Source organism: Streptomyces sp. NPDC056835 (genome assembly GCF_042789485.1).
Classification (GTDB): Bacteria; Actinomycetota; Actinomycetes; order Streptomycetales; family Streptomycetaceae; genus Streptomyces.
In genome coordinates, this window is record NZ_JBHUBB010000015.1 from 1 (window position 1) to 23,731 (window position 23,731).

General features: G+C 69.9%; 18 protein-coding genes. All 18 read right to left on the reverse strand.

Annotated elements, in window-relative coordinates; translation table 11 throughout:
* Window positions 1-75 precede the first annotated feature (75 nt).
* A complete protein-coding gene (locus ACFRMN_RS18700) occupies window positions 76-1,125 on the reverse strand; it encodes a sugar phosphate isomerase/epimerase family protein (protein WP_383020614.1) in 1,050 nt (349 codons plus the stop codon).
* Between the two features lie 16 nt (window positions 1,126-1,141).
* Complete coding sequence (locus ACFRMN_RS18705; protein ID WP_383020617.1) at window positions 1,142-2,542, reverse strand: alkaline phosphatase family protein; 1,401 nt, start codon at window positions 2,540-2,542, stop codon at window positions 1,142-1,144.
* Complete coding sequence (gene eboE, locus ACFRMN_RS18710; protein ID WP_383020620.1) at window positions 2,539-3,708, reverse strand: metabolite traffic protein EboE; 1,170 nt, start codon at window positions 3,706-3,708, stop codon at window positions 2,539-2,541. The genes ACFRMN_RS18705 and eboE overlap by 4 nt, the downstream gene beginning before the upstream one ends.
* Before the next feature lie 4 nt (window positions 3,709-3,712).
* Window positions 3,713-4,561: a TatD family hydrolase gene (locus ACFRMN_RS18715; protein WP_383020623.1), complete on the reverse strand. Its 849-nt coding sequence runs from the start codon at window positions 4,559-4,561 to the stop codon at window positions 3,713-3,715.
* Window positions 4,561-5,157, reverse strand: coding sequence for an EboA domain-containing protein (locus ACFRMN_RS18720; RefSeq protein WP_383020625.1), 597 nt, complete (start codon window positions 5,155-5,157; stop codon window positions 4,561-4,563). The genes ACFRMN_RS18715 and ACFRMN_RS18720 overlap by 1 nt, the downstream gene beginning before the upstream one ends.
* Window positions 5,157-5,999, reverse strand: coding sequence for a sugar phosphate isomerase/epimerase family protein (locus tag ACFRMN_RS18725; RefSeq protein ID WP_383020627.1), 843 nt, complete (start codon window positions 5,997-5,999; stop codon window positions 5,157-5,159). Before ACFRMN_RS18725 ends, ACFRMN_RS18720 begins: the two co-directional genes overlap by 1 nt.
* On the reverse strand, window positions 5,996-7,087 hold the full coding sequence (locus ACFRMN_RS18730) for an SCO3242 family prenyltransferase (RefSeq protein ID WP_383020629.1): 1,092 nt from the start codon (window positions 7,085-7,087) through the stop codon (window positions 5,996-5,998). The genes ACFRMN_RS18725 and ACFRMN_RS18730 overlap by 4 nt, the downstream gene beginning before the upstream one ends.
* Window positions 7,084-8,235, reverse strand: a complete 1,152-nt coding sequence (locus ACFRMN_RS18735) for an inositol-3-phosphate synthase (RefSeq protein WP_383020632.1) — start codon at window positions 8,233-8,235, stop codon at window positions 7,084-7,086. Before ACFRMN_RS18735 ends, ACFRMN_RS18730 begins: the two co-directional genes overlap by 4 nt.
* A gap of 123 nt (window positions 8,236-8,358) precedes the next feature.
* Window positions 8,359-12,039 (reverse strand): ThuA domain-containing protein, encoded by a 3,681-nt coding sequence (locus ACFRMN_RS18740; RefSeq protein ID WP_383020636.1) that lies wholly within the window; start codon window positions 12,037-12,039, stop codon window positions 8,359-8,361.
* A gap of 366 nt (window positions 12,040-12,405) precedes the next feature.
* On the reverse strand, window positions 12,406-13,410 hold the full coding sequence (locus ACFRMN_RS18745) for a sugar phosphate isomerase/epimerase family protein (RefSeq protein WP_365741192.1): 1,005 nt from the start codon (window positions 13,408-13,410) through the stop codon (window positions 12,406-12,408).
* Between the two features lie 30 nt (window positions 13,411-13,440).
* The gene (locus tag ACFRMN_RS18750) at window positions 13,441-14,652 is read right to left on the reverse strand and encodes a Gfo/Idh/MocA family protein (protein WP_383020639.1); all 1,212 of its coding nucleotides are present in this window, start codon (window positions 14,650-14,652) and stop codon (window positions 13,441-13,443) included.
* Between the two features lie 50 nt (window positions 14,653-14,702).
* Window positions 14,703-15,740, reverse strand: coding sequence for a substrate-binding domain-containing protein (locus ACFRMN_RS18755; RefSeq protein ID WP_383020642.1), 1,038 nt, complete (start codon window positions 15,738-15,740; stop codon window positions 14,703-14,705).
* A gap of 57 nt (window positions 15,741-15,797) precedes the next feature.
* Window positions 15,798-16,865: an ABC transporter permease gene (locus ACFRMN_RS18760; protein ID WP_383020644.1), complete on the reverse strand. Its 1,068-nt coding sequence runs from the start codon at window positions 16,863-16,865 to the stop codon at window positions 15,798-15,800.
* A complete protein-coding gene (locus ACFRMN_RS18765) occupies window positions 16,862-18,364 on the reverse strand; it encodes a sugar ABC transporter ATP-binding protein (RefSeq protein WP_383021032.1) in 1,503 nt (500 codons plus the stop codon). Before ACFRMN_RS18765 ends, ACFRMN_RS18760 begins: the two co-directional genes overlap by 4 nt.
* A gap of 428 nt (window positions 18,365-18,792) precedes the next feature.
* Complete coding sequence (locus ACFRMN_RS18770; protein WP_351418774.1) at window positions 18,793-19,974, reverse strand: ROK family transcriptional regulator; 1,182 nt, start codon at window positions 19,972-19,974, stop codon at window positions 18,793-18,795.
* 207 nt (window positions 19,975-20,181) lie between these two features.
* Window positions 20,182-20,859, reverse strand: a complete 678-nt coding sequence (locus ACFRMN_RS18775) for a GntR family transcriptional regulator (protein ID WP_030350461.1) — start codon at window positions 20,857-20,859, stop codon at window positions 20,182-20,184.
* Window positions 20,860-20,974: 115 nt separating this feature from the next.
* Window positions 20,975-21,922 carry a beta-ketoacyl-ACP synthase III gene (locus ACFRMN_RS18780; protein WP_383020647.1) on the reverse strand — a complete coding sequence of 316 codons (948 nt, stop codon included), beginning with the start codon at window positions 21,920-21,922 and terminating at the stop codon, window positions 20,975-20,977.
* Window positions 21,923-22,144: 222 nt separating this feature from the next.
* A complete protein-coding gene (locus tag ACFRMN_RS18785) occupies window positions 22,145-23,524 on the reverse strand; it encodes an OFA family MFS transporter (protein ID WP_383020650.1) in 1,380 nt (459 codons plus the stop codon).
* Between the last annotated feature and the right edge of the window lie 207 nt (window positions 23,525-23,731).

The following is a 23,731-nucleotide window of genomic DNA, read 5'->3' on the forward strand; positions in this document are numbered from 1 at the left end:
CGGCTCATACCGAGCCGCGGGGAGGGCCGCCTTCATGTGGTCTCACCACTGTGCCGTCACACCGGCATACGCTTCCTAGCGGCGTTCGCGCAGCGAGTGCAGATGCGCCGCCGACTTCTTGGCGAAGAGGATGGAGTCCACCGGCTGGTCGTGCTCCACCTGCCAGTGGTGGTCACGGCGTCCGCCGCGGGTCTTGTTCACCGCCGATATGAAGCGCTGGTAGTCGATGTCGCCGTCACCGACGTCCACCATGCGGTAGCCGTCGCGGGCGGCGATGTCCTCGACGCCGTCCTTCACATGGAAGAGCGGGTAACGGTGCGGCTGCTTGAGCACATAGCGCAGCGGGTCGAAGGGCGCGGGCTTGCCCTCGGGGGTCTTGCTGAAGCGGAACTGCCCCGCGAACGCCCAGTAGATGTCCATCTCCAGATAGACCAGACTGGGGTCGGTCTCGGCCAGCAGAACGTCGTAGAGCCGGACATTGGGCTGGTCGGTGGCGAAGGAGAACTCCTCCGCGTGGTTGTGCTGGTAGAATTTCATACCACGCCGCTTGGCGGCGGCCCCATAGGCGTTGAAGTCCGCGGCGGCCCGCTTCCAGCCGTCCACGGTCGATCCGTAGCGCCACGGACCCGACGCCGTACCGATGTGGTCCAGACCCAGTTCCTGGGCGTCGTCCAGGACCTTGGTGAGGTTCTGGGCGAAGCTGTAGGCGTTGGGGTTGTTGTCGTCGTAGTAGTTGACATGGCTGCCGATGCCCTTGAGGCCGTGGTCCTTGGCCAGCCGCTTGAGCTGGGGCAGGGTGATGGCCCCCGCGGATCCCTGGGTGTATCCGGCGAACTCGACCTCGTCGTAACCGAAGCGCTCCAGCTCCTCGAAGACCTTCGCGAAGCCGATCGTGGAGACCTTGTCACGCAGTGAGTAGAGCTGGACGCCGAGCCGGCCGGCGGGCAGGACGGGCTGGCCGTGTCCATGGCCGTGGCCATGACCGTTCCCGTTGCCCTGGGCGGCGGCGGGGGTCGCCGAGGCGCCGAGGACGGCGGCGGCGGTCGCGCCCGCGGCGACGCCGAGCATATTGCGTCTGCTCAGCTTCTGGGCGAGCTCTGGGTCGGCTGACTTCTTGCGGCTCATTGCGGAACTCCTTCTTTCAGTGCAGTCCGGCAAGCTGGAGGAGAAGGGACTTGACGTCGGTGGCCGCGACCCGGTCACCGACAGCGCGGGGGGTGGAGCACAGGATGAGCGGACCTTCTTCGTCGCTCTGCGGCAGCCGGCCGTGGCTGCCGCGGATGGGCGAGGCGTCCAGCGGGACGACCGCGAGGCGGTAGCGCATACCGAGCTTCTTGCGGGCGATCGCCTTGGCCGCCTTGAGGCGTACATACGGATCGAGGGGGTCCATGAACAGCTCGACGGGGTCATAGCCCGGTTTGCGGTGGATCTCGACCAGCTGCGCGAAGTCGGGGGCCCGGTCGTCGTCGAGCCAGTAGTAGTACGTGAACCACGCGTCGGGCTCGGCGATGGCCACCAGCTCACCCGAGCGCGGGTGGTCCAGGCCGTGGGCCTTCTTGCCCTCGTCGTCCAGGAGTTCGTCGATCCCGGGGAGATCTTTCAGGGCCTCGCGCGTGGCGTCAAGGTCCTCGGAGCGGCGTACGTAGACATGGGCGAGCTGATGGTCCGAGACCGCGAAGGCCCGGGAGGCCATCGGGTCGAGATACTCCATGCCGTCCTGGGTGTGCACCTCAAGGAGCCCGGCCCTGCGCAGGGCCCGGTTGATGTCGACGGGCCGCGAGACACGTGTGATGCCGTACTCGGAGAGCGCGACGACCGTACGGCCCTCCGCCCTGGCGTCGTCCAGCAGCGGGGCCATGGCGGCGTCGAGATCGGTCGCCGCCCGGTGCGAGCGCGGGTCGTCGGGGCCGTAGCGCTGGAGGTCGTAGTCGAGGTGCGGCAGATAGCAGAGCGCCAGATCGGGCCGCCGGGTGCGGACGATATGACGGGTGGCGTCGATGATCCACTGAGAGGAGACGAGGTCGGCGCCGGGGCCCCAGAAGTGGAAGAGGGGGAACGTACCTAGTTTCTCGGTGAGTTCGTCGTGCAGCGCGGGCGGACGGGTGTAGCAGTCGGGTTCCTTGCGGCCGTCCGCGTAGTAGACGGGGCGCGGGGTGACCGTGTAGTCGGTGTCCGCGCCCATCGCGTACCACCAGCAGATGTTGGCGACCGTATAGCCGGGGTGTGCGCGGCGCGCGGCGTCCCAGAGCTTGTCGCCGGAGACAAGGCCGTTGTGCTGGCGCCAGAGCAGCACATCGCCCAGCTCCCGGAAGTACCAACCGTTGCCGACGATGCCGTGCTCGGCGGGAAGCGTGCCGGTGAGGAAGGTGGACTGCGCGCTACAGGTGACGGCGGGCAGCACCGTGGAGAGCGGTGCCTGGGAGCCGGACGCCGCCAGCTCGCGCAGGTTCGGCATATGGGCGAGCAGTTGGGGCGTGAGCCCGACGACATCGAGAACCAGCAGCGGGGTCGGGGCCGGGGTCCCGGCCGGGGTCTCGGTCATGGCAGCTCCTTCAGGCCGAGGTCGGTCAACAGGTCTCGGGCCAGGGTGAGTTCGGCCGCGATCCCGTCGGCGAGCTGTCCGCGCGAACGGGGACGCAGCTCCTGCGGGAGCGCCTGCCAGGTGTAGGTCTCGACCTCCAGATGGCGGGTGCGCGGGTGCGGGCCGCCGACCAGCCTGGCCAGGGTGTCCCGGAGTACCGGGAGGGTGGAGGTGAGCGGCGCGGCGGGCGGCGCGTGCAGCGGTACATGGAAGTGCGCGCGCCAGGGGGCTCCGTCGGGCAGCACATCCCCGGCCAGGGCCTCGTCCAGATCGTCCGTACCGCGCAGCCCGGTGGCGGTGCGGGTACGGGTCTGGTGCAGGAAGCGGGGTTCGGCGAAGGAGGCGAGCGCGTCCCGCACCTCCGGCAGATGCGGGTGCTCGGCGTGCAGCGCGGCGGAGAGCTGGGCCTTGGGAATGGAGATGTGCGCGGCCTCCAGCGCGCCGAGCGCGCCGGCCGGTTCCTCGAAGGAGGTGGCGAGATGACAGGTGTCGATACAAATACCGATGCGGTCGCCGTCGATCTCGGTGAGCGGGCCGATCGCGTCGGCGGTGGTCTCGACGGTACAGCCGGGCTCCGGTTCCAGCGCGATCCTGATGGACTTGCCGGTCAGCTCCTCCAGCGCGTCCAGCCTCTCGGAGAGCGCGGACAGCGCCTGCCGCGCGGTGCGGGCCGCCGCGTCGTCCCACGGGATGCGCCAGCCGAGCGGGAGGGTGGAGACGGAGCCCTCGGTGACATCGTCGGGCAGCAGCGCTGCCAGCAGCCGGGCCAGATCGCTGGTGTGGGCAAGCCGCTCGGGATCGGTCCAGTCGGGCTTGTACACGCGGTACTTGACCTCTTCGGCGCCGAAGCCCTCGTACGGGAAGCCGTTGAGTGTGACGACCTCCAGACCGCGCCGGTCCAGTTCGGCGCGGAGCCCGCGCAGCACCGCCGGGTCGTTGATCAGGGCCTGGGCGGCGTCCTTGGCGAGCCAGAGGCCGATGCCGAGGCGGTCCCGGCCGAGGCGCTTGCGTACCGGCTCGCAGTGGTCGCGCAGCTGGGCCAGTACGCCTTCAAGGTTCTCGGCGGGGTGGACATTGGTGCAGTACGAGAGGTGGACGGTGGAGCCGTCGGGGTGGCGGAAGCGCATGGGCTCACTCCCCTCCGCGCAGAATGGAGTTGCCCTCGTGCAGGGCCTCGGGCGCGGGGACGTCCAGCTGGAGTCGGCCGCTGAGCCCGTAGAAGGCGACGGGGTTGCGCCACAGGACCTGGTCGACGTCGTCCTCGCTGAACCCGGCGGCGAGCATCGCGTCGCCGACCTTGCGGGTCTTGAGCGGGTCGCTGTTGCCCCAGTCCGCCGCCGAGTTGACGAGAACCTTCTCGGTGCCGTGCTCCTTGAGGACGGCGACCATCCGGCCCTCGTCCATCTTGGTGTCCGGATAGATCGAGAAGCCGAGCCAACTGCCGCTCTGGGCCGCGTCCTTGACGGTCGTCTCATTGAGATGGTCGAGCAGCACCCGGTCCGGGGCGAGCGCGGATTCCCGTACGACGTCGATGGTGCGGCGCAGCCCCGACAGTTTGTCGCGGTGCGGTGTGTGGACGAGCGCGGGCAGCCCGTGGTCGGCGGCGAGCTGGAGCTGCGCGGCCAGGGCGGTGTCCTCGGCCGGGGTCATCGAGTCGTAGCCGATCTCGCCGACGGCGACGACACCGTCCTTGATGAGATAGCGCGGCAGTTCGTCCAGGACGGGGGTGCAGCGCGGGTCGTTCGCCTCCTTGGGGTTGAGGGCGAGCGTGCAGTGGTGGGCGATGCCGTACTGGGCGGCGCGGAACGGCTCCCAGCCGAGGAGCGCGTCGAAGTAGTCGAAGAAGCTCTCGGGTGAGGTGCGGGGCTGGCCGAGCCAGAAGGACGGCTCGACCAGGGCGCGGACACCGGAGTCGTACATCGCCCGGTAGTCGTCCGTGGTGCGGGAGGTCATATGGATGTGGGGGTCGAAGATGCGCATCAGGACTCCTCGCCGGTCAGGGTCAACGCACGGTGCAGGTCGGCGGGTACGGGACGGCCGGCGGCGGTGCGCTCCGCCGCGAAGTCGGCGAGCATCCTGGCCAGTTCGGTGTCTCCGTGGGCGCGTGCGGCCAGGCCGTCGACGGCGTCGACCGGCACGCCGGTGAAGAGGCACTTGAGGACGGCGTGCCGCCAGGCGTGGGGGTCGAGATGGGCGGCGGCGTACGGACCGACGGCGGCGGCGACCAGCCGGGTGTCGTTGGTCCGCAGGGCGTCCTCGACCAGCGGCAGCGCGCCGGGTCCCGTGACGCGGTGGGGCAGAGAGAGCAGGACGGCGCGCCGCTCGGCGGCGGTGCCCCGCTGGTAGAGCCGGGTCAGGGTGGCGAGCCCGGCGCCCGCTTGCTGGAGCAGCAGGGTACGTACGGCGTCGGCGTGATCCTGGCCGCAGTGCCGGCCCGCGGCGGCGAAGCGCAGCTCCCAGGGGGCGGCAACGTTGTCGTCGTCAGGGGCGGCGGTGGCCTCGGCGAGGGCGTCGTCGAGCCAGGACCTGGCGGGCGCGTCGAGCCTGAGGAGCAGTTCCCCGCGGGTCGTGGTCATCAGGACACCCCCTGAGCGCGGAGGAAGTCCAGGGAGGTGCGGGCCAGTTCGGGCCCGGCGTGCGAGTGGCGGGGCAGCTCCACGACGGTCAGGCCCTCGTAGCCGGTCGCGGCCAGCGCGGCGAGCACGGGCGGGAAGTCGATCTCGCCGTCCCCGAACGGCAGATGCTCATGGACACCGCGTCGCATGTCCTCGATCTGCACATGCCGCAGCCAGGGCGCGGCGTCCCGGACGCAGTCGGCGGGCGACGCGGGCTCCAGGCACTGGCAGTGGCCGATGTCGAGGGTGAGCCCGAGCGGATCCGGGTCGCCGAGCAGATGTCTGAGCCGGTGGAATCCGGCGATGTCCGAGACGAGATGGCCGGGTTCGGGCTCGACGGCGAGGGGGATGTCGGCGGCGTCCGCCGCGTCGAGTACCGGGCCCATGGCCTCTTCGAGCCGCTTCCAGGCGGTGTCGGTGTCGGTGGGGCCCGGGACGATGCCGCTGAAGCAGTGGACGGCGTGCGCGCCGAGGTCGGCGGCCACCCGAACCGCCGTGACCAGCAGGCGGGTACGGGCGGCGCGGTCCTCGGGGTCCGGGTCGAGCAGCGTGGGGCCGTGCTTGCGGCGCGGGTCGAGTACGTACCGGGCACCGGTCTCGACGGTGACCCCGAGGCCCAGCTCCGCGAGCCGCCGGGCGATCCGCTGGGTGCGGGCGGTGAGATCGGGGGCCAGGGGGTCGAGATGCATATGGTCGAGGGTCAGCCCGACGCCGTCGTACCCGAGATCGGCGAGCAGTCCGAGGGCGTCGTCGAGGCGCAGATCGGTGAGCCCGTTGGTGCCGTATCCGAAACGCAGACTCATGTGGGGCTCACTTTCCGTGCGAACGTGCGGGCCAGTGGTACGAGCCCCATGACGCCGAGCGCGACCCCGGCGGCCCCGCCACGCGCGGACAGCGCGGCCTGGAGCGGGATCATCGCCCGGATGCCGCCGCCGACGGCGCGCTGGGTGAGCGGCGGCGACGGATTGAGCGCGGCGTGCAGCAGGGGCCGCCCGGCGGTCCCCGCGTAGACGAGGGCGAGCGCCCCGGCGAGCGCGGGGGCGGCCCGTGGGCCGGTGGCGGGATCCGGCCGCCGATCCGCGGTGGTGGTACGGCGCGGTGCGCCGCGCCCCATGTCCTCGGCCGCCGGCCGGCCCGCCAGCGTGCCCAGCACGCCGGTGGCCACCAGCGCGGCGAGCGGCACGGCCGTCGAACCGCCCTGCGTCTCGTGGCGCGAGACGGTGGTGACGGCGACGGTGTGCGCGCCGAGGAGAGTGGCCGAGGGCAGCGCGGTACGAAGACCGGCCCTGGCGGCCGCGGTGCCCGCGCCGGACGACGGCGTACGGGCCGGCGCACGCCGGGCGACGCCGCCTCCGGCCGACGACGTGCCGTCGGCCGCGCGCCCCGTGGTCGCGCCGCCCCCGGCCGGCGCCGACTTCGCGCGTTCGCCCCCGCGTACCGTCGCCGTCGCGCCCAGCAGCAGGTCCAGCGCCCTGGCCGCGCCCATCGCCGCCGGGCCCGCCGCCGTGTGTTTCAGGCGCAGGTCGTACGACCAGACCGTGGCCGCCAGGGCCGTGCCCACGGCCAGCGACGGACGGCCCGCGCGGGCGGCGAGCGCGAGGCCCGCGGCCGTCAGGGCGCCCGCCGCCGCGAGGGCCGCCGGTGGGGAGATACGGCCCGACGGGATGGGGCGGTGCGGGCGGTCGATCGCGTCTTCTTCGCGGTCCGCCCAGTCGTTGAGTGCCATGCCCGCCTCGTACAGGCAGAGCGAGGCGCCCACGGCGAGCGCGGTGGAGCGGTTGGGGCGTACGCCGAGGGCCGCGGCCCCGGCCAGCGCGTCGCCCGGGACCGTGAAGAGGGCGGAGACACGGAGCAGTTCGGCCCAGGCCCGCATACGTCCGCGCAGGCTCACTTGGTCTCCTTCAGCCGCTCGGCGAAGGCGAGCAGCGCGTCGAACTGTTCGGCCAGCGCGGCGGGGCCGTCGTCCGGGTCCTTGAAGTAGAAGCCGAGTCCGGGCAGCGGCCCGCTCAGCCCGGCCTCGTGCGCGCGGGCCACCAGCCGGGCCAGATCGAGTACGAGCGGCGCGGCGAGCGCCGAGTCGCACCCCTGCCAGATGGTCTGGAGGATCATTCGCGAGCCGAGGAAGCCGTCGAACGCGATGTGGTCCCAGGCGGTCTTCCAGTCGCCGAGCGCCGGGACGTCGTCGATATGGACCTCGCCCTCGGGTGCCGTGCCGAGGGTGTCGGCCAGTACGCGTTCCTTGCCCGCGTTCTTGGCCGCCGCGGCGGCCGGGTCGGCCAGCGCCGCTCCGTCCCCGCCGCCCAGCAGGTTCGTACCCGACCAGGCCCGTACGGTCAGGGCGCGCTGGACGAACATGGGGGCGAGCACGGAACGGAGCAGCGTCTGGCCTGTCTTGCCGTCGCGGCCGGCGTGGGGAAGTCCGCCGGCCTCGGCGGCCGCCGTGAGGGCTTCGGTGCGCAGCCCGGTGGAGGGCGTGAAGTTGACGTACGAGCAGCCGGCCCGGATGGCGGCCGCCGCGTAGAGCGAGCTGGCGGGGAGCCGTGGATCGTCCGGGCCCGGCTGGGGTTCCGTGGAGGAGACGTTGATGACGACGGTGCGCGCGACGCCGGTGCGGCGCGCGAACTCCCGGAGGTCGTCGGCGAAGGAGTCGATGATCTCCTCGTCGCTCCTGGTGTCGCCGGGCTGGGGGCCGCCGGCCCGTATCTCCCGGTCGGCGGCGGCCAGTTCGGTGTGGATCGCGGCGGGCAGGCCGTGCGGCAGGACGCCCGCCGCGGTCAGCGCCTCCGCGCGCTTGGGCAGCGGACAGCTCGCCGTGTCGTGTCCGCCGAAGACGAGCGAGGAGAGTGCGGGAAGGCCCGTGCCCGCGAAGGGCGCGGTCTCGGTGACCATGCCCGTCGCGGGGTGGAGCCCGGCGGTGACCGCCGCGCATCCCGCGACGGCCGTCGTGGCGACGGAGCCGCGCGCTCCGACGAACCAGACTCCGGTGCGTACTGCAGTCGATTCTGTGCTGGTCGTCGTCGCGGGACTGGTCGTCGTCACGGGGCTGCCTCCCTGCCGGTGGTGTGGTGGTTGGTGGACGGCGGGCGGGGGGTACGGCGCCTCCCCGCCCGCCGCCGGCTGACGGGCCGCCCCGTCCCAGAGGCCTCTGGCTACGAGAGGTCTCTAGGCGGAAGGCAGCTCCTTGAGCTGGATGTCACGGAAGGACACCTGGTCGTCGGCGCCGTGGTTCTGCAGGCCGATGTAGCCGTCCTTCAGACTGCGCTCGGGGTCCTTGTTGGTGAAGTCGTTGATCTTCACGCCGTTGAGGAAGATCTGCAGACGCTCACCCTGGACCTTGATCTCGTAGCTGTTCCACTGGCCCGGGGGCCGCAGAACCTGGTCCCTGGCCTTGATGTTGGCCGACTTGAAGCCGTAGACGGAGCCGGTGGTGCGGTCGGCGGCGTCGGTGGCGTCGATCTGGATCTCGTACCCCTTGTTGACCGCGGACCACGGGTCGTCGGAGGCCGGGAAGCCCACGAAGACACCGGAGTTGTCGTCCCCGTCCATCTTCCAGTCCAGCTTCAGGGAGTAGGACTTCAGCTCCTTGGCCTGGTACCACAGCAGACCCATGCCGCCCTCCGAGCGCAGTTCACCGTCCACGACGTTGAACTTGCCCGGTCCGGCCTGCTTCCAGCCCTCCAGCGTCTTGCCGTTGAAGAGATCGCGGTAGCCGGTCTGCGGCTTGCAGTCCGCCTTCACCTGGCCGGCCGCGTAGCGCAGCCCGCCGAGCAGGTGCTGCCGGAAGGCGTCGTCCGCGTACGACTCCTTGGTGTGGCCGCCGCCGGTGTAGAAGGAACGGCCGCCCTCGTAGGTCTGGCACCAGGCGATCGGGTGGTCGCCCTTCATGTTGCCGCCCTGGTAGGTGGTCTCGTCCAGGGTGGCGAGGACGCGGGCCTGATCCCGGGGGTTGGTGCGGTAGTTGTACCACTCGTCGGTGCGCTGCCACTCGTCGCCCAGGTGGGCGGTCGACGGGTGGTCGTGGTCCTCGACGCGTACGGTGGCCGGCTGGATCTGCGGGTGGGAGTCGAAGTAGGCCCCCACCAGACCGCCGTAGAAGGACCAGTCGTACTCGGTGTCCGCCGCGGCGTGCACGCCCATGTAGCCGCCGCCGGTGGCGACATAGTTCTCGAACGCCTTCTGCTGCTCGGCGTTGAGGACATCACCGGTGGTGGAGAGGAAGACCACCGCGTCGTACCTGGCCAGGTTGTTGGTGGTGAACTGGCCGGGTGTCTCGGTGGCGTCGACGGTGATCCCGGTGGTCTTGCCGAGCTCCTTGAGCGCGGCGATGCCCGCGGGGATCGAGTCGTGGCGGAAGCCGCCGGTCTTGGAGAAGACCAGGACCCGCTTCTCGGTCTTGCCGGGTACGGCCGTGGAGAGCTGGAAGTCGTCCAGGTCGTACAGCGCGCCGGCGCCGCCCTTGAAGACCAGGAACAGCTCGGTGGTCTGCTTGGGTACGGAACGCAGCGGTACGTCGATGTCCTGGAAGGTGTCCCAGCTGCCGGTGACCGGGATCGGCGCGGAGCCGAGCAGGTTGCCGGTGGCCGAGCCGGTACGTACCTCAAGGAATCCGCCGGCGCCGCCGGAGGAGATCCGGGCGGTGAGCGTCTTGGAGCCGGTCAGGTTGTACGGCTTGAAGGAGATCCAGTCGCCGTTGTCGATGTCGCCGACGGTCTTGCCGCCGTTGGCGGAGGCCTTGTCGTAGATCTTGATGCCGGAGGAGTTGTTGAAGTGCTCGGCCTGCCGGTGGCGCGGCTGGAGCTGCGCCTGGTCGTGCGTGGTGAGCGCCGCCTGGCCGCCGCCTCCGCCGTCGGTGTACTCGGCGTCGATCACACCGAAGATATTGGCGTTGGGATCGTGCTCGGTGTCGGCGGGCGCGGTGATGGTGCCCTCACAGCCGTTGGCCGAGGTGATCGGGTGGCCGTGGCTGTCGTGGCCCAGGATGTAGCGGACGACGACCTTGGAGCAGTCGATCGGCCCGTCCTCCGGGTCGGTGACCTTCACCTTGAAGGGGATGGTGTCCCCGAAGTTGAAGAGGTGCCCGTCGTTGGGGAGTTCGAGCGTCACCTTGGGCGCGGTGTTGCCGACGACGATCCGTACGGACGCGGTCGCGGTGCGCTCGGTCGGGTCGGTGACGGTGAGCCGCGCGGTGTAGGTGCCGTTCTTCTTGTACGTGTACGAGGGGTTGGCCTCGGTCGAGGTGCCGCCGTCGCCGAAGTCCCACGCGTAGGTGAGGGCGTCGCCGTCGGGGTCCTGGGTGCCCGCGGAGGAGAAGGTGACCTTCAGCGGGGACGTGCCGGACGTCTTGGTCGCGGTCGCCTCGGCGATCGGTGACTTGCCGCCGGTGGAGTTCTCGATGCGGTAGAGCGCGGAGTGCTCGTCGCCGCCGAACCAGGACAGGCCGTAGTCGAGTACGTAGAGCGCGCCGTCGGGGCCGAACTCCATGTCCATGGGCTGGGTGCCGGTCCACGGGAACGGGTTGATCTTGGTGACGGTGCCGTCCTCGCCCTGCTCGATCCGCTTGATCCACTGGCGGCCGAACTCACCGGCGAAGAAGTCCCCGTCGTACGCCTCGGGGAACTTGACCGGGGAGTCGAGCTCGGCGTCGTACCGGTAGACCGGTCCCGCCATCGGGGACTCCGAGCCGCTGCCGAACTCGGGCAGGCTGCCGCCGTCGTACGGGATCCAGGCCGGCTGGGCCGGCGGGAGGTCCGTGATGCCCGTGTTGTGCGGCGAGGTGTTCTTGGGCGCCGCACAGTCGAAGGCCGCGCCGGACGCCTTGGTGGCGAAGTCGTAGTCGATGAACGGGTCGTTGTCACCCGTGCAGTACGGCCATCCGAAGTTGCCCGCCTCGGTCACCCGGGCGAACTCCACCTGGCCGGCGGGACCGCGGGTCGGGGACGCGGCACCGGCGTCGGGTCCGTAGTCACCGACGTAGACGATGCCCGTCTTCTTGTCGACGGAGATACGGAAGGGGTTGCGGAACCCCATGGCGTAGATCTCGGGCCGGGTCTTCTCGGTGCCCGGGGCGAAGAGGTTGCCCTCGGGGATGGTGTACGAGCCGTCCTCGGCGACCTTGATGCGCAGCACCTTGCCGCGCAGGTCATTGGTGTTGCCGGAGGAACGCTGGGCGTCGAACGCCGGGTTGCGGTCCGGCCGCTCGTCGATCGGCGTGTAGCCGTCGGAGGCGAACGGGTTGGTGTCGTCGCCGGTCGACAGGTACAGATTGCCGTCCGCGTCGAAGGCGATGTCGCCGCCCACGTGGCAGCAGGTGCCGCGCGAGGTGGTGACGTCGAGGACCTTCTTCTCGCTCGCCTTGTTGAGCGTGCCGTCCTCGTTCAGGGTGAACCGGGAGAGGCGGTTGTATCCGTCGAACGGGGCGAAGTCGGCCGCCGTGCCGTTCTCGGGGGCGTCGCCCGCCGGGGTGTCCAGCTTGGGCGCGTAGAAGAGGTAGATGGCCCGGTTCTCGGCGAAGTCGGGGTCGACTCCGACGCCCTGGAGACCCTCCTCGTCGTGGCTGTAGACATCCAGCGTGCCGGAGACCATGGTGTCGCCACCGGCGTCGGTGATGCGCAGCGTGCCGTCACGCGAGGTGTGCAGCACCCGCCGGTCGGGCAGGACCGCGAGCGACATGGGCTCGCCGACCGCGTCGGCGCCCTTCGCGAGGGTCACCTGCTGGAAGCTCTCTTCCGCGTGCGGCTCATCCGGATGGGCGGCGGCGGGTACGGCGCTGAGGCTCGATCCTGCGAGCAGGGCGCCCGTCAGGAGTGCGAGGAAGGTTCTGGCTCGGGGGCGTTTTCTGTGCACGAAAGTCCTCCACAATGGGCTGTTCGTACGTGCGGGTTGCCAAGGGAGCGCGGAGGAGCGCTCTCGCCTCCCGGGGACGGTGCTCGTCCTGCACCGGATCCCCGGGGGGAGGTGGCTGCGTCTCCGACGTGCGCCGTCACAGCGGAGACCACCTGTGTCCTGTACTTATGCCGTGTATCTATGTCCTGTACATCTCAGTGGACCGTAGCTGTGTTCGTCCGTGTCCGAAAGACCTTGCGCAGAGGAGAAGTTGCCTTTTTCCTCGCTCAGGACAAAGCGCTTTCCGGGCAGGCCTGACCGCCCGGCGGCACTTTCCGCCACCGGGCTGTCGGCCCTCCCCCCGGAGCCCGATCCGGAGAGAAGTCGCTACTCGCCGCCGCCGAAGGCCGCGTCGAAGGACGCGGTCGGCGGGTCGAAGTCGAACCGCTTCAGGTCCGCGAGGGCTTCGGGGGCGCCGGCCAGCCGGTCCATGCCCGCGTCCTCCCACTCGACCGAGATGGGGCCCTCGTACTTGATCGACCGCAGCATCCGGAAGACGTCCTCCCACGGGACATCGCCGTGGCCCGCCGAGACGAAGTCCCAGCCGCGCCGCGGATCGCCCCAGGGCAGATGCGAACCGAGCCGGCCGTTACGGCCGTCGAGGCGCTTACGGGCCTCCTTGCAGTCGACGTGGTAGATCCGGTCCCGGAAGTCGTAAAGGAAGTTGACCGGGTCCAGGTCCTGCCAGACGAAGTGGCTCGGGTCGAAGTTCAGCCCGAACGCGGGCCGGTGGCCGACCGCCTCCAGCGCCTGGTGCGTGGTCCAGTAGTCGTACGCGATCTCGCCCGGGTGCACCTCGTGGGCGTAGCGCACACCCTCGGCGTCGAAGACGTCGAGGATCGGGTTCCAGCGCTCCGCGAAGTCCTCGTACCCGCGCTCGATCATGCCGGGCGGCACCGGCGGGAACATCGCCAGCAGATGCCAGATGGACGAGCCGGTGAAGCCGATGACGGTATTGACCCCGAAGGCCGCGGCGGCCCGGGCGGTGTCCTTGATCTCGGCGGCGGCGCGCTGCCTGACGCCCTCGGGATCGCCGTCGCCGAAGATCCGGGACGGCAGGATGCCCTGGTGGCGTTCGTCGATGATGCTGTCGCAGACGGCCTGGCTCACCAAGTGGTTGGAGATCGCCCAGCACTTGAGCCCGTACTTGTCGAGCAGCTGGTGGCGGCCGTCCAGATAGCCCGGATCCGCGAGTGCTTTGTCTACTTCGAAGTGATCTCCCCAGCAGGCGAGTTCCAGCCCGTCGTAACCGAAGTCACGGGCGAGCCGGCACACCTCCTCCAGGGGCAGATCGGCCCACTGGCCGGTGAACAGCGTGAACGGACGTGGCATTCGGACCTCCTTCTCCTTCAAGTGATGGATCTAAGGCTGCGGTACGGGCGTGTACACGGCGTTCTTCGCCGCACTGTCCTCGACCGCGGCGAGCACTCGCTGCACCTGGAGCCCGTCCGCGAAGGACGGCACCGGATCGGTCCCGGCGGCGACCGCCTCGACCAGATCGCGGGCCTGGTGCACGAAGGTGTGCTCGTAGCCGAGCGCGTGGCCGGGCGGCCACCACGCCTCCAGATAGGGATGCTCCGGCTCCGTGACCAGGATCCGGCGGAAGCCGGACGAGGCGGCGGGCTCGGTGTGGTCGTGGAACGACAGCTCGTTGAGGCGCTCCAGATCGAAGGCGAGCGAGCCGCGCTCGCCGTTGATCTCCAGATGGAGCGCGTTCTTGCGCCCCGAGGCCATCCGGGTGGCCTCGAAGGAGGCCAGCGCGCCCGAGGCGAGACGTCCGGTGAACAGCGCCGCGTCGTCCACGGTCACCGGGCCCGTCTCGCTGCCTGCGGTCCCCGACAGACCCGCGCTCGCGCCGCTGAGTACGGGCCGCTCCTTGACGAAGGTCTCCGCGAGCGCCGAGACCCCGACCAGCCGCTCCCCCGTCAGGAACTGCGCCAGGTCGATGATGTGCGCTCCCAGGTCGCCGAGCGCCCCGGACCCCGCGTGCTCGCGCTTGAGCCGCCAGGTGAGCGGGGCGGCCGGATCGGCCAGCCAGTCCTGGAGATAGGTGACCCGGACATGGCGCAGGGTGCCGAGCCTGCCCTCCGCGATGAGCTGTCGGGCGTAGGAGATGGCGGGCACCCGGCGGTAGTTGAAGCCGACCATGGCCAGCTGACCGCGCGACCTGGCGTCGGCCGCGGCCCTGACCATGGCCTCGGCCTCAGCCACCGAGTTGGCCAGGGGCTTCTCGCACAGGACGTGCTTGCCCGCCTCCAGCGCGGCGATGGCGATCTCCGCGTGGCTGTCCCCGGGGGTGCAGATGTCCACCACCTGCACGTCGTCGCGCGCGATGAGCCGCCGCCAGTCGGTCTCGGCCGCGGCCCAGCCGTGTCGGTCCGCCGCGGCGCGGACCGCGTCCGCGTCACGGCCGCAGACGGCGGCGAGCACGGGGCGCATCGGCAGGTCGAAGACATGTCCCGCGGTACGCCACCCCTGTGAGTGTGCGGCGCCCATGAACGCGTATCCGACCATGCCGATGCCGAGTGTCGGTGGTGCACCGGCTTCTTTCTCCGACGCTTCCCTGGGGGTCATACGGAGTACTCCTCGTCTCTCGCTGGTGGGGGCGGTCGTGACTGGACCGGTCAGCTGAAGCCCTGAGGCAGGTAGTCGTCGATGTTCGTCTTGTCGACCACGGCTGAGAAGAGTGTGACCTGCGCCGGGATCTCCAGCCCGGACAGACCGCTGATGCCCTTGCTCTGTCCGAGAGCGCGGGCCAGGTCGATGGCGGACGCGGCCATGATCGGCGGGTAGAGAACGGTGGCCTTGAGCACCCCGTTGTCCGCCTTGATCGCGTCCATCGCGGCCTTGGCACCGGCCCCGCCGACCATCAGGAAGCCGTCCCGGCCCGCCTGGTCGATGGCGCGCAGGGCGCCCACGCCCTGGTCGTCGTCGTGGTTCCAGAGGGCGTCGAAGCTGGACTGCGCCTGGAGCAGCTGGGCCATCTTGGCCTGGCCGGACTCGACGGTGAAGTCGGCGGCCTGGCGTGCGACCTTCTTGATGTTCGGGTAGTTCTTGAGGGCGTCGTCGAAGCCCTTGGTGCGCTGCTGGGTCAGCTCCAGGCTGTCGGGCCCGGACAGCTCGATGACCTTCGCGTCGGGCTTGTCCTTGAGCTTCTCGCCGATGTAGTTGCCGGCGTTGAGACCCATGCCGTAGTTGTCGCCGCCGACCCAGCAGCGGTACGCCTGCGGGGAGGCGAAGATCCGGTCCAGGTTGATGACCGGGATCCCGGCGCGCATGGCCTTCAGCCCGACCTGGGTGAGCGCCTTGCCGTCGGCCGGCAGGATCACCAGGACGTCGACCTTCTTGTTGATGAGGGTCTCGACCTGGCCGATCTGGGCGGCGGTGTCGTTGGAGCCCTCGGTGATGTCCAGCGTCACATCGGAGTAGGTCTCCGCTCGCGACTTGGCGTTCTCGTTGATGGCGTTGAGCCAGCCGTGGTCGGCCTGGGGGCCGGCGAAGCCGATGGTGACGGGCTTGCCCGGCTTGTCGTCGGAGGCGGGCTGTTCGTTGGCCGCGGGCTCCTTCTTCGCCGGCTCGTTGCTGGTGCAGGCGGTGAGGAAAGCACCCGCGCCGATGGCGGCGGTGCCGAAGAGCATTCCTCTGCGGCTGGTTTCTGGCATGACGGTTCAACCCTTCAGATAGGGCGGTACGACAGGAAGCGGGTGCGAGACCGGACGTCAGGACTCGCCATTGCGCACGGTGCGGCGCTGGACCAGTACGGCGGCGACGATGATCGCGCCCTTGGCGATCTGCTGGACGTCGCTCTGCAGGTTGTTGAGGGCGAAGATGTTGGTGATCGTGGTGAAGACCAGAACACCGAGTACGGAGCCGACGATCGTGCCGCGGCCGCCGCTGAGCAGGGTGCCGCCGATGATCGCCGCGGCGATGGCGTCCAGCTCGTACAGATTCCCGTTGGTGTTCTGTCCCGAGCCGGCCAGGATGATCAGCAGGAACGCCGCGATACCGCAGCAGAGTCCGGAGAGCAGATACAGATAGAGCCGCTGCCTGCGTACATCGATACCGGCGAGCCGCGCGGCCTCCGCGTTGCCGCCGACGGCGACGGTGCGCCGGCCGAAGGTCGTCCGGTTGAGGATCAGCCAGCCGATGACCGTGACGGCCGCGAAGACCAGCACGAGCGGCGGGATGCCCAGGATGTACGAGTCACGGACCCCGAGGTCGAGGACCGAGTCCACGGTGACGATCTGGGTCTTGCCGTCGGTGATCTGGAGGGCCAGACCACGGGCGGAGGCGAGCATCGCGAGGGTGGCGATGAACGGCACCATCCCGCCGTAGGCGATCAGTACGCCGTTGACCAGTCCGCAGGCCAGACCCACGATCACCGCGGTGAAGAGAATGCCGGCGAAGCCGTATTCCTGGGTGGCCAGTGTGGTCGCCCAGACCGATGCCAGCGCCACGATCGCGCCGACCGACAGATCGATCCCGCCGCTGATGATCACGAACGTCATACCGACGGTGACCACACCGATGACGGACGCCTGGGTGAGCACCAGCTGGAGGTTGTTGACGTCCAGGAACTGATCGGGCTTGGTGATGCCGCCGACGATGATCAGTGCGGCGAGCACCCCGAGCAGGGAGAGGTTACGGACGTCGAGACGCAGCCCGAGGGCGCGCCCACCGCCCTTCTCCTGCGTGGACTTGGCGGACGCGTGGGTCGTGGCGGGCGGCTCGGGCGTGGCCGCCGCGTCGGGCCCGCCCTGCTGTGCCTCGGAGGCAGGCTGTTTCATGACGTCGGGCTCCCTTCCATCACAAGGTCGAGTACACGGTGCTCGTCGAGCTCCTGGGCGGGCGCCCGGTGGACGACCTGGCCCTCGCGGAGCACCAGCACCCGGTCGGCGAGGCCCAGGACTTCGGGGACCTCGCTGGAGACGAGCAGTACGGCAAGGCCCTCGTCGGCCAGCCGGCGGATCACGGCGTACAACTCGGCGCGGGCGCCGACGTCGACTCCGCGTGTCGGCTCGTCGAGCAGCAGCACCCGGCAGCCGCGCAGCAGCCAGCGGGCGAGGACCGCCTTCTGCTGGTTGCCGCCGGAGAGGGTACGGATACGGGCGTCCGGGTTGTCGGGGCGCAGGGAGAGTTCCCTGGTGGCCTCCTGGGCCGCCGTCCGCTCCGCCGAGTGGTCGAGCCAGCCGGCCCGGGAGAAGCGGGACAGCGAGGACACCGACACATTGCGGGTGACGGATTCGAGCATCAGCAGGCCCTGGGCCTTGCGTTCCTCGGGTGCGAGGCCGAGCCCCGCGCGGACGGCGGCGCGTACGCTGCCGGGCCGCAGCGGGGTGCCGTCGACGAGCACCCGGCCCGCGGTGGCCTTGCGCGCGCCGTAGATCGTCTCCAGGATCTCGGAGCGGCCCGAGCCGACGAGTCCCGCGAGTCCGACGATCTCGCCGGGCCGCAGTTCGAGGTCGACGGGTGCGAACTCGCCTTCCCTGGCCAGCCCTTCGACCTTCAGTACGGGCTCGGGCCGCGCCGCGCCCGCCGTGGCGGGTGCGGGCCGCTCGGGGAAGACGTACTCGACGTTCCGGCCGGTCATCAGCGCGACGACCTCGCGGGTCGGGGTCTCCTTCGCGGGCAGGGCGACGGCCACGGTCCGGCCGTCCTTGATGACGGTGACCCGGTCGCCGATGCGCCGGATCTCCTCCAGCCGGTGGGAGATATAGATGACGGCCACGCCGTCGGCGGTGAGGGTGGAGACGATACGGAAGAGGTTGTCGACCTCGTCGGGGTCGAGGGCCGCGGACGGCTCGTCCATCACGATGAGCCGTACCTCGTGCGAGAGGGCGCGGGCCATCGACACGATCTGCTGCTGCGCGGCGGAGAGCGAGCCGACGGGCCGGTGCGCCTGGATCTCGGGGTGGCCGAGCCGCTTGAGCAGCGCGGTGGCGCGGGTCCTCGCCTCCCCGCCCCTGACCACGAAGCCGGCGGTGGTGGGCTCGTGTCCGAGGAAGATGTTCTCGGCGACCGTCAGCCCCTCGACCAGGTCGAGTTCCTGGTAAATGGTCGCGATGCCGAGCCGCATGGCGGCGATGGGTGATTTCAGTGTGACGGCCTCGCCGCGCCAGGTGATCACACCGCCGTCGGGCTGGTGGGCCCCGGCGAGCACCTTGATGAGGGTGGACTTGCCGGCGCCGTTCTGGCCGAGCAGGCAGTGGACCTCGCCGGCCTCGACCTCCAGGTCCACACCGTCGAGGGCGCGGACACCGGGGAACAGCTTGGTGATGCCGGACATGGTGAGCAGAAGGTTTTCGGGTGGTGCGGGTGTTGGTGCCATGGCGTATCCCCTCGGCGGATGCGGCCGTAGAGCGGGCAGGGCAGAAAAGGAGCAAAAGGAAGAATGCGGGGCGGAGTTGGGCAGGGCGGAACCAGGTGCGGCGGAGCGGTGTTGGTGCGTCGTACGGATACGGCTCGTGCGGCTGACGCGGCTCGTGCGGGTACTGCGGCTCGTGCGTACTGCGGTGGTTACGGGTCGTGCGTACTGCGGTGGTTACGGGTCGTGCGTACTGCGGTGGTTACGGGTCGTGCGGCTCATGCGTGGTACGGCTCATGCGTGGTGCGGCTCGTGCGGTGTACGGCTCGTGCGGTGTGGTGCGGTTGTCGCGGATGGAGCGGTGGTGTGGCGTTGGTGTCCGGTGGTGCGCCGCCGGGCCCGGACGGGCGTCAGGCCGGCGAGAACAGGTGGTCGCTGATGAGCCGGGCCGCGCCGGTGACTCCGGCGGTCGGGCCCAACTCCCCCAGGACGATGGGGAGGTTGCCGGTGGCCAGCGGCAGGGACTGCCGGTAGACCTGGGTACGTACGCTGGCCAGCAGCGTGTGACCGAGACCGGTCACCCCGCCGCCGATCACCACGAGGCCCGGGTTGAAGAAGCTCACGAGCCCGGCGATGACCTGGCCGACGCGGTTGCCGCCGGCCCGGATGAGTTCGAGTGCGGCGGGGTCACCGGCCGCGGCGGCGGCGGCGACATCCACGGCGGAGAGCCGGTCCGCGGCCTCCAGCCGGGCGGCCAGCTCGGGCGAGCGGCCGGAGCGCGCGGCGTCCTCGGCGTCCCGGGCGAGGGCGGCGCCGCTGAAGTAGGCCTCCAGACAGCCCTTGTTGCCGCAGGCGCAGGCGCGGCCGTCCGACTCGACCTGGATATGGCCGATGTCGCCGGCGCTGCCGGTCGTACCGCGATAGACCTCGCCGCCGACGACGATGCCGCAGCCGATACCGGTACCGATCTTGACGCAGAGGAAGTCACCGACCGAGCGTGCGACGCCCGCGTGCTGCTCCCCCATCGCCATCAGGTTCACATCGTTGTCGACCATGACCGGGCAGCCGAGCTCCTGGCTGAGCGCCTCCCGTACGGGGAAGCCGTCCCAGCCCGGCATGATCGGCGGCGCGACGGGGACACCCTCGGGGAAGCGGACGGGTCCCGGTACGCCGATCCCGGCGCCGTCGAACTCGTCGGCGAGCCCGGAGACCTTGAGCTTGGCCGCCATGACGAGCACCTGCTCGAAGACGGCGACGGGGCCCTCGCGGACGTCCATGGGGTGGTTGAGATGTCCCAGCACCTCCAGCTCCGCGTTGGTCACGGCGACATCGATGGAGGTGGCGCCGATATCGACACCGAGGAAGCGCAGGGCGGGCGCGAGCCGGATGTTGTGGGAGCGCCGGCCGCCGCGCGAGGCGGCGAGTCCGTCGGCGACCACCAGGCCGGTCTCCAGCAGCCGGTCCACCTCGACGGCGAGCTTGGAGCGCGAGAGATCGACCTGGTCACCCAGTTGCGCACGGGAGTTGGGGCCACCGTCGCGCAACAGCCTGAGCAGTCGCGCCTGATGCGCGTTCGCGGGTCGTGCGGTCATACGTCTCACGCGCCCCTCCCCGCCTTCTCGGCCTATACGTCGGGCTTTCGAGGGAACGTAGCAGCGCTTGCCCGCAGGGGGAAGAAGTTGAGCGGGAATCAGTCCCAACTTTCTCCACACCGAGGACAAAGCCGTTTCGAGGCGTCGCTTTAGCGGCCCTTCGCACCTACTTTTCGGGTAAGGGTGGAATGCCCGGACTTGGGGCGATCAGGACTCTTGCCGGTGGTGGTACGTGTTGCGCGTGTGCTCCGTGTGCGCCTTCATGACTTCCGTCGCGCGCCGTTCGTCGCGCGTAGAAATCGCGGCGATGAGCTCACGGTGCTCGATCCAGGACTGCTTGCCGCGCTGGCGGGCGACCGGCGTGTAGTACCAGCGCACCCGGCGGTCCACCTGCGCGGCCAGCTCGGCCAGTACGACATTGCCCGCCAGCTCCATGACCTTGGCGTGGAAGGCGGCGTTGGTGGCGACCGTCAGATCCCTGTCGTCGTCGGCCACCGACTGCTCGCCCTTGGCGCACAGCGCCTCCAGCTCGGCGATCCCCGCCGCGCCGGAGTTGGCCGCGGCCAGCCGGGCGGCCTCCGCCTCCAGCAGCGTACGGACCGAGAGAAGCTGGTCCGCCTCGTCCTCGGTCGGCTCATGGACGAAGGCGCCCTGCGCCGGGCGCAGATCGACCCAGCCCTCGGTGTTGAGGCGCTGCAGGGCCTCACGCACCGGCTGCCTGGACACCCCCAGATGACGCGCGAGTTCGCTCTCCACGAGGTGCTGACCGGGCTGGAGCGCCCGGGTCGTGATCAGTTCGAGCAGGGCCTCGTACACACGTTCACGCAGTGGTCCCGGTCGTTCGAGTTTAGGCACGGCACCTTGCGCCAACTTCGCGGACAACATCGCGTCCCCCTCCTGGCCGGCAGTGTCATTGACTGTAGCGATGGACCGATGTCACCAGGGGTGATGAGCATCAAGACATTGGCTATCGTCTACAGTCTACCGAGAACGCCGGGATTCAGGGGCAGCGGATGACCTGACCCGCGTAGGAGAGGTTTCCCCCGAAGCCGAAGAGCAGTGCCGGCGCACCCGACGGAATCTCTCCGCGGTCCACGAGTTTGGACAGGGCCATCGGGATCGACGCCGCGGACGTATTGCCGGAATCCACCACATCACGGGCGATGACCGCGTTGACCGCACCGATCTTCTGGGCGACGGGCTCGATGATCCGCAGATTGGCCTGGTGCAGCACGACCGCGGCCAGTTCCTCGGGGGTGACACCCGCCCGTTCACATACCCGGCGGGCGATCGGCGGCAGCTGGGTGGTCGCCCAGCGGTAGACGGACTGCCCCTCCTGGGCGAAGACCGGCGGGCTGCCCTCGATCCGTACCGCGTGGCCCATCTCCGGCACCGAGCCCCAGAGCACCGGACCGATCCCCGGCTCCTTGTCGGCGTCGGCCGCCACCACGACCGCCGCGCCCGCGCCGTCTCCGACCAATACGCAGGTCGAGCGATCGGTCCAGTCGGTGATCGCGGTCATCTTGTCCGCCCCGATCACCAGGACCCGGGACGCTGAGCCCGCTCGTACGGCGTGATCGGCGGTGGCGAGGGCATGGGTGAAGCCCGCGCAGACGACATTGAGGTCCATGACGGCGGGCGAGCCCATGGAGAGCCGGGCGGCGACCCGGGCCGCGGTGTTCGGGGAGCGGTCGATGGCCGTGGAGGTGGCGACCAGTACCAGATCGATGTCCGCCGGGGTGAGCCCGGCGGACGCCAGCGCCTTGGCGCCCGCGTGCGCGGCCAGCTCGTCCACCGGCTCGTCGGGCCCCGCCATATGGCGGGTTTTGATCCCCACCCGGCTGCTGATCCACGTGTCACTGGTGTCGACCATGGCCGCCAGGTCGTGATTGGTGAGCACCTTGGCGGGCTGATAGTGCCCGAGCGCGGCGATACGAGTGCCCGTCATGCCCGGGACCCCCTCTGGTTCGACGTCAGGAATGCTCCAGTCTTGCCAGCGACTCACCGGTAAGGGTGCAAGTAAACCAACAGGATTCAGCCGCGCCGCTTGGAGACTCCATATCATCCGGTGAAAAGCTGGGCCGCCTTCAGTACCAGCTCATACACACCGTACGCGAGGGGGATCCCGACCCAAAGCCAGGCGAAAACGATCAGACCGGTACGCCGGGGCTCAGCCGGCCTGGCGCTGTTCGCTGGTGACGTGGTCATCGGCGGCCTCCCTGGGGGCGGGGACGTGGTGGCGGGGGTGGACGGGCCTGACCAGTTCATTGGCGACGAAGCCGATGACCAGCAGCCCGATCATGATGGTGAACGAGAGACCGTACAGGCCGGATCCGCTCCTGCCCGCCGCTTCCTCGCTGTCGGCGACCCGGTTGACGATCAGCGGGCCGAGCACACCGGCGGTGGACCAGGCGGTGAGCAGCCGGCCGTGGATGGCGCCCACCTGATAGGTGCCGAAAAGATCCTTGAGATAGGCGGGGATCGTGGCGAAACCGCCTCCGTAGAAGGACAGGATCACCAGCGCGCAGAGGACGAACAGCGGCTTGGAGGAGCCGCCGAACTGTGAGATCAGCAGATACATCAGCGCGCCGACACCGAGATAGACGCGGTACATGTTCTTCCGGCCGATCAGGTCCGACGTGGAGGACCAGCCGATCCGGCCCGCCATATTGGCGGCGGAGAGCAGCGCCACGAAACCGGCGGCGGCCGACACGCTGACGGGCGCGTCCGTCTTCGCGAAGAAGTCGGTGATCATCGGGGCGGCCTTCTCCAGGATGCCGATGCCCGCGGTCACATTCATGCACAGGACGACCCACAGACACCAGAACTGCGGGGTGCGCACGGCGGATCGGGCGGACACCTGCGCGGTGGAGATCAGCGTGGCCGCCGCGGGCTTCGCGGCGCCGGGGACCGGCCGCGCCCCGTCGCCCCCGCCCTGCCGGTAGCCGGGCGGGGGTACGCGGACGAGCAGGACACCGAGCGCCATGAACACCGCGTAGACCAGCCCGTGCACCAGGAAGGCGAACGCGATCCCCTTGCTCCCCGTACCGAACGAGTCCAGCATCTGCGCGGACCACGGCGAGGCGATGAGCGCGCCGCCGCCGAAGCCCATGATGGCGATGCCGGTGGCCATGCCGGGCCGATCGGGGAACCACTTCATCAGGGTGGAGACGGGCGAGATATAGCCGATGCCCAGGCCTATACCGCCGACGAAGCCATAGCCGAAGACGATCAGCCAGTACTGCTCGGTGGCCGCGCCGAGCGCGGCGAGCAGAAAGCCCGACGAGAAACAGCAGAGAGCGACGGTCATCGCCCAGCGCGGACCATTGCGTTCGACGAGTGTGCCGCCGAAGGCCGCGGACAGGCCGAGCATGACGATGCCCAGCTGGAAGGGGAGCGCGCTCGCGGTGCCGGAGAGACCGAGGGCCGATTCGAGCGGCGGTTTGAACACGCTCCAGGCATAGGCCTGGCCGATCGACAGATGCACCGACAAGGCGGCGGGGGGTACCAGCCAGCGGCTCCAGCCGGCGGGCGCGATGGGTGGCGTCATGGTCGCGACTCTAAGAACCGGTCAACCCGCTTGGGAAGATCCGTCGGCGGAGTTTGCCGACCGCATACCTTTCCGGAGCCTTGTCGACCAGAACTACATACTGTAGACAATATATCGTCAACACGAAGTGTGATCAACAGCACAGAAAGCAGCGAGCGGAGTGTGACCCTTCCCTCGGTCTCCCTCAAACCGAACGGAGAGCCCCAC

Coding starts and splice junctions, on each gene's coding strand:
- ACFRMN_RS18705 (WP_383020617.1), bottom strand. CDS start 2,542: ATGACCGAGACCCCGGCCGGGACCCCGGCCCCGACCCCGCTGCTGGTT.
- eboE (WP_383020620.1), bottom strand. CDS start 3,708: ATGCGCTTCCGCCACCCCGACGGCTCCACCGTCCACCTCTCGTACTGC.
- ACFRMN_RS18785 (WP_383020650.1), bottom strand. CDS start 23,524: ATGACGCCACCCATCGCGCCCGCCGGCTGGAGCCGCTGGCTGGTACCC.
- ACFRMN_RS18780 (WP_383020647.1), bottom strand. CDS start 21,922: ATGACGGGCACTCGTATCGCCGCGCTCGGGCACTATCAGCCCGCCAAG.
- ACFRMN_RS18775 (WP_030350461.1), bottom strand. CDS start 20,859: ATGTTGTCCGCGAAGTTGGCGCAAGGTGCCGTGCCTAAACTCGAACGA.
- ACFRMN_RS18745 (WP_365741192.1), bottom strand. CDS start 13,410: ATGCCACGTCCGTTCACGCTGTTCACCGGCCAGTGGGCCGATCTGCCC.
- ACFRMN_RS18765 (WP_383021032.1), bottom strand. CDS start 18,364: ATGTCCGGCATCACCAAGCTGTTCCCCGGTGTCCGCGCCCTCGACGGT.
- ACFRMN_RS18720 (WP_383020625.1), bottom strand. CDS start 5,157: ATGACCACGACCCGCGGGGAACTGCTCCTCAGGCTCGACGCGCCCGCC.
- ACFRMN_RS18725 (WP_383020627.1), bottom strand. CDS start 5,999: ATGAGTCTGCGTTTCGGATACGGCACCAACGGGCTCACCGATCTGCGC.
- ACFRMN_RS18760 (WP_383020644.1), bottom strand. CDS start 16,865: ATGAAACAGCCTGCCTCCGAGGCACAGCAGGGCGGGCCCGACGCGGCG.
- ACFRMN_RS18755 (WP_383020642.1), bottom strand. CDS start 15,740: ATGCCAGAAACCAGCCGCAGAGGAATGCTCTTCGGCACCGCCGCCATC.
- ACFRMN_RS18770 (WP_351418774.1), bottom strand. CDS start 19,974: ATGACCGCACGACCCGCGAACGCGCATCAGGCGCGACTGCTCAGGCTG.
- ACFRMN_RS18750 (WP_383020639.1), bottom strand. CDS start 14,652: ATGACCCCCAGGGAAGCGTCGGAGAAAGAAGCCGGTGCACCACCGACA.
- ACFRMN_RS18715 (WP_383020623.1), bottom strand. CDS start 4,561: ATGCGCATCTTCGACCCCCACATCCATATGACCTCCCGCACCACGGAC.
- ACFRMN_RS18700 (WP_383020614.1), bottom strand. CDS start 1,125: ATGAGCCGCAAGAAGTCAGCCGACCCAGAGCTCGCCCAGAAGCTGAGC.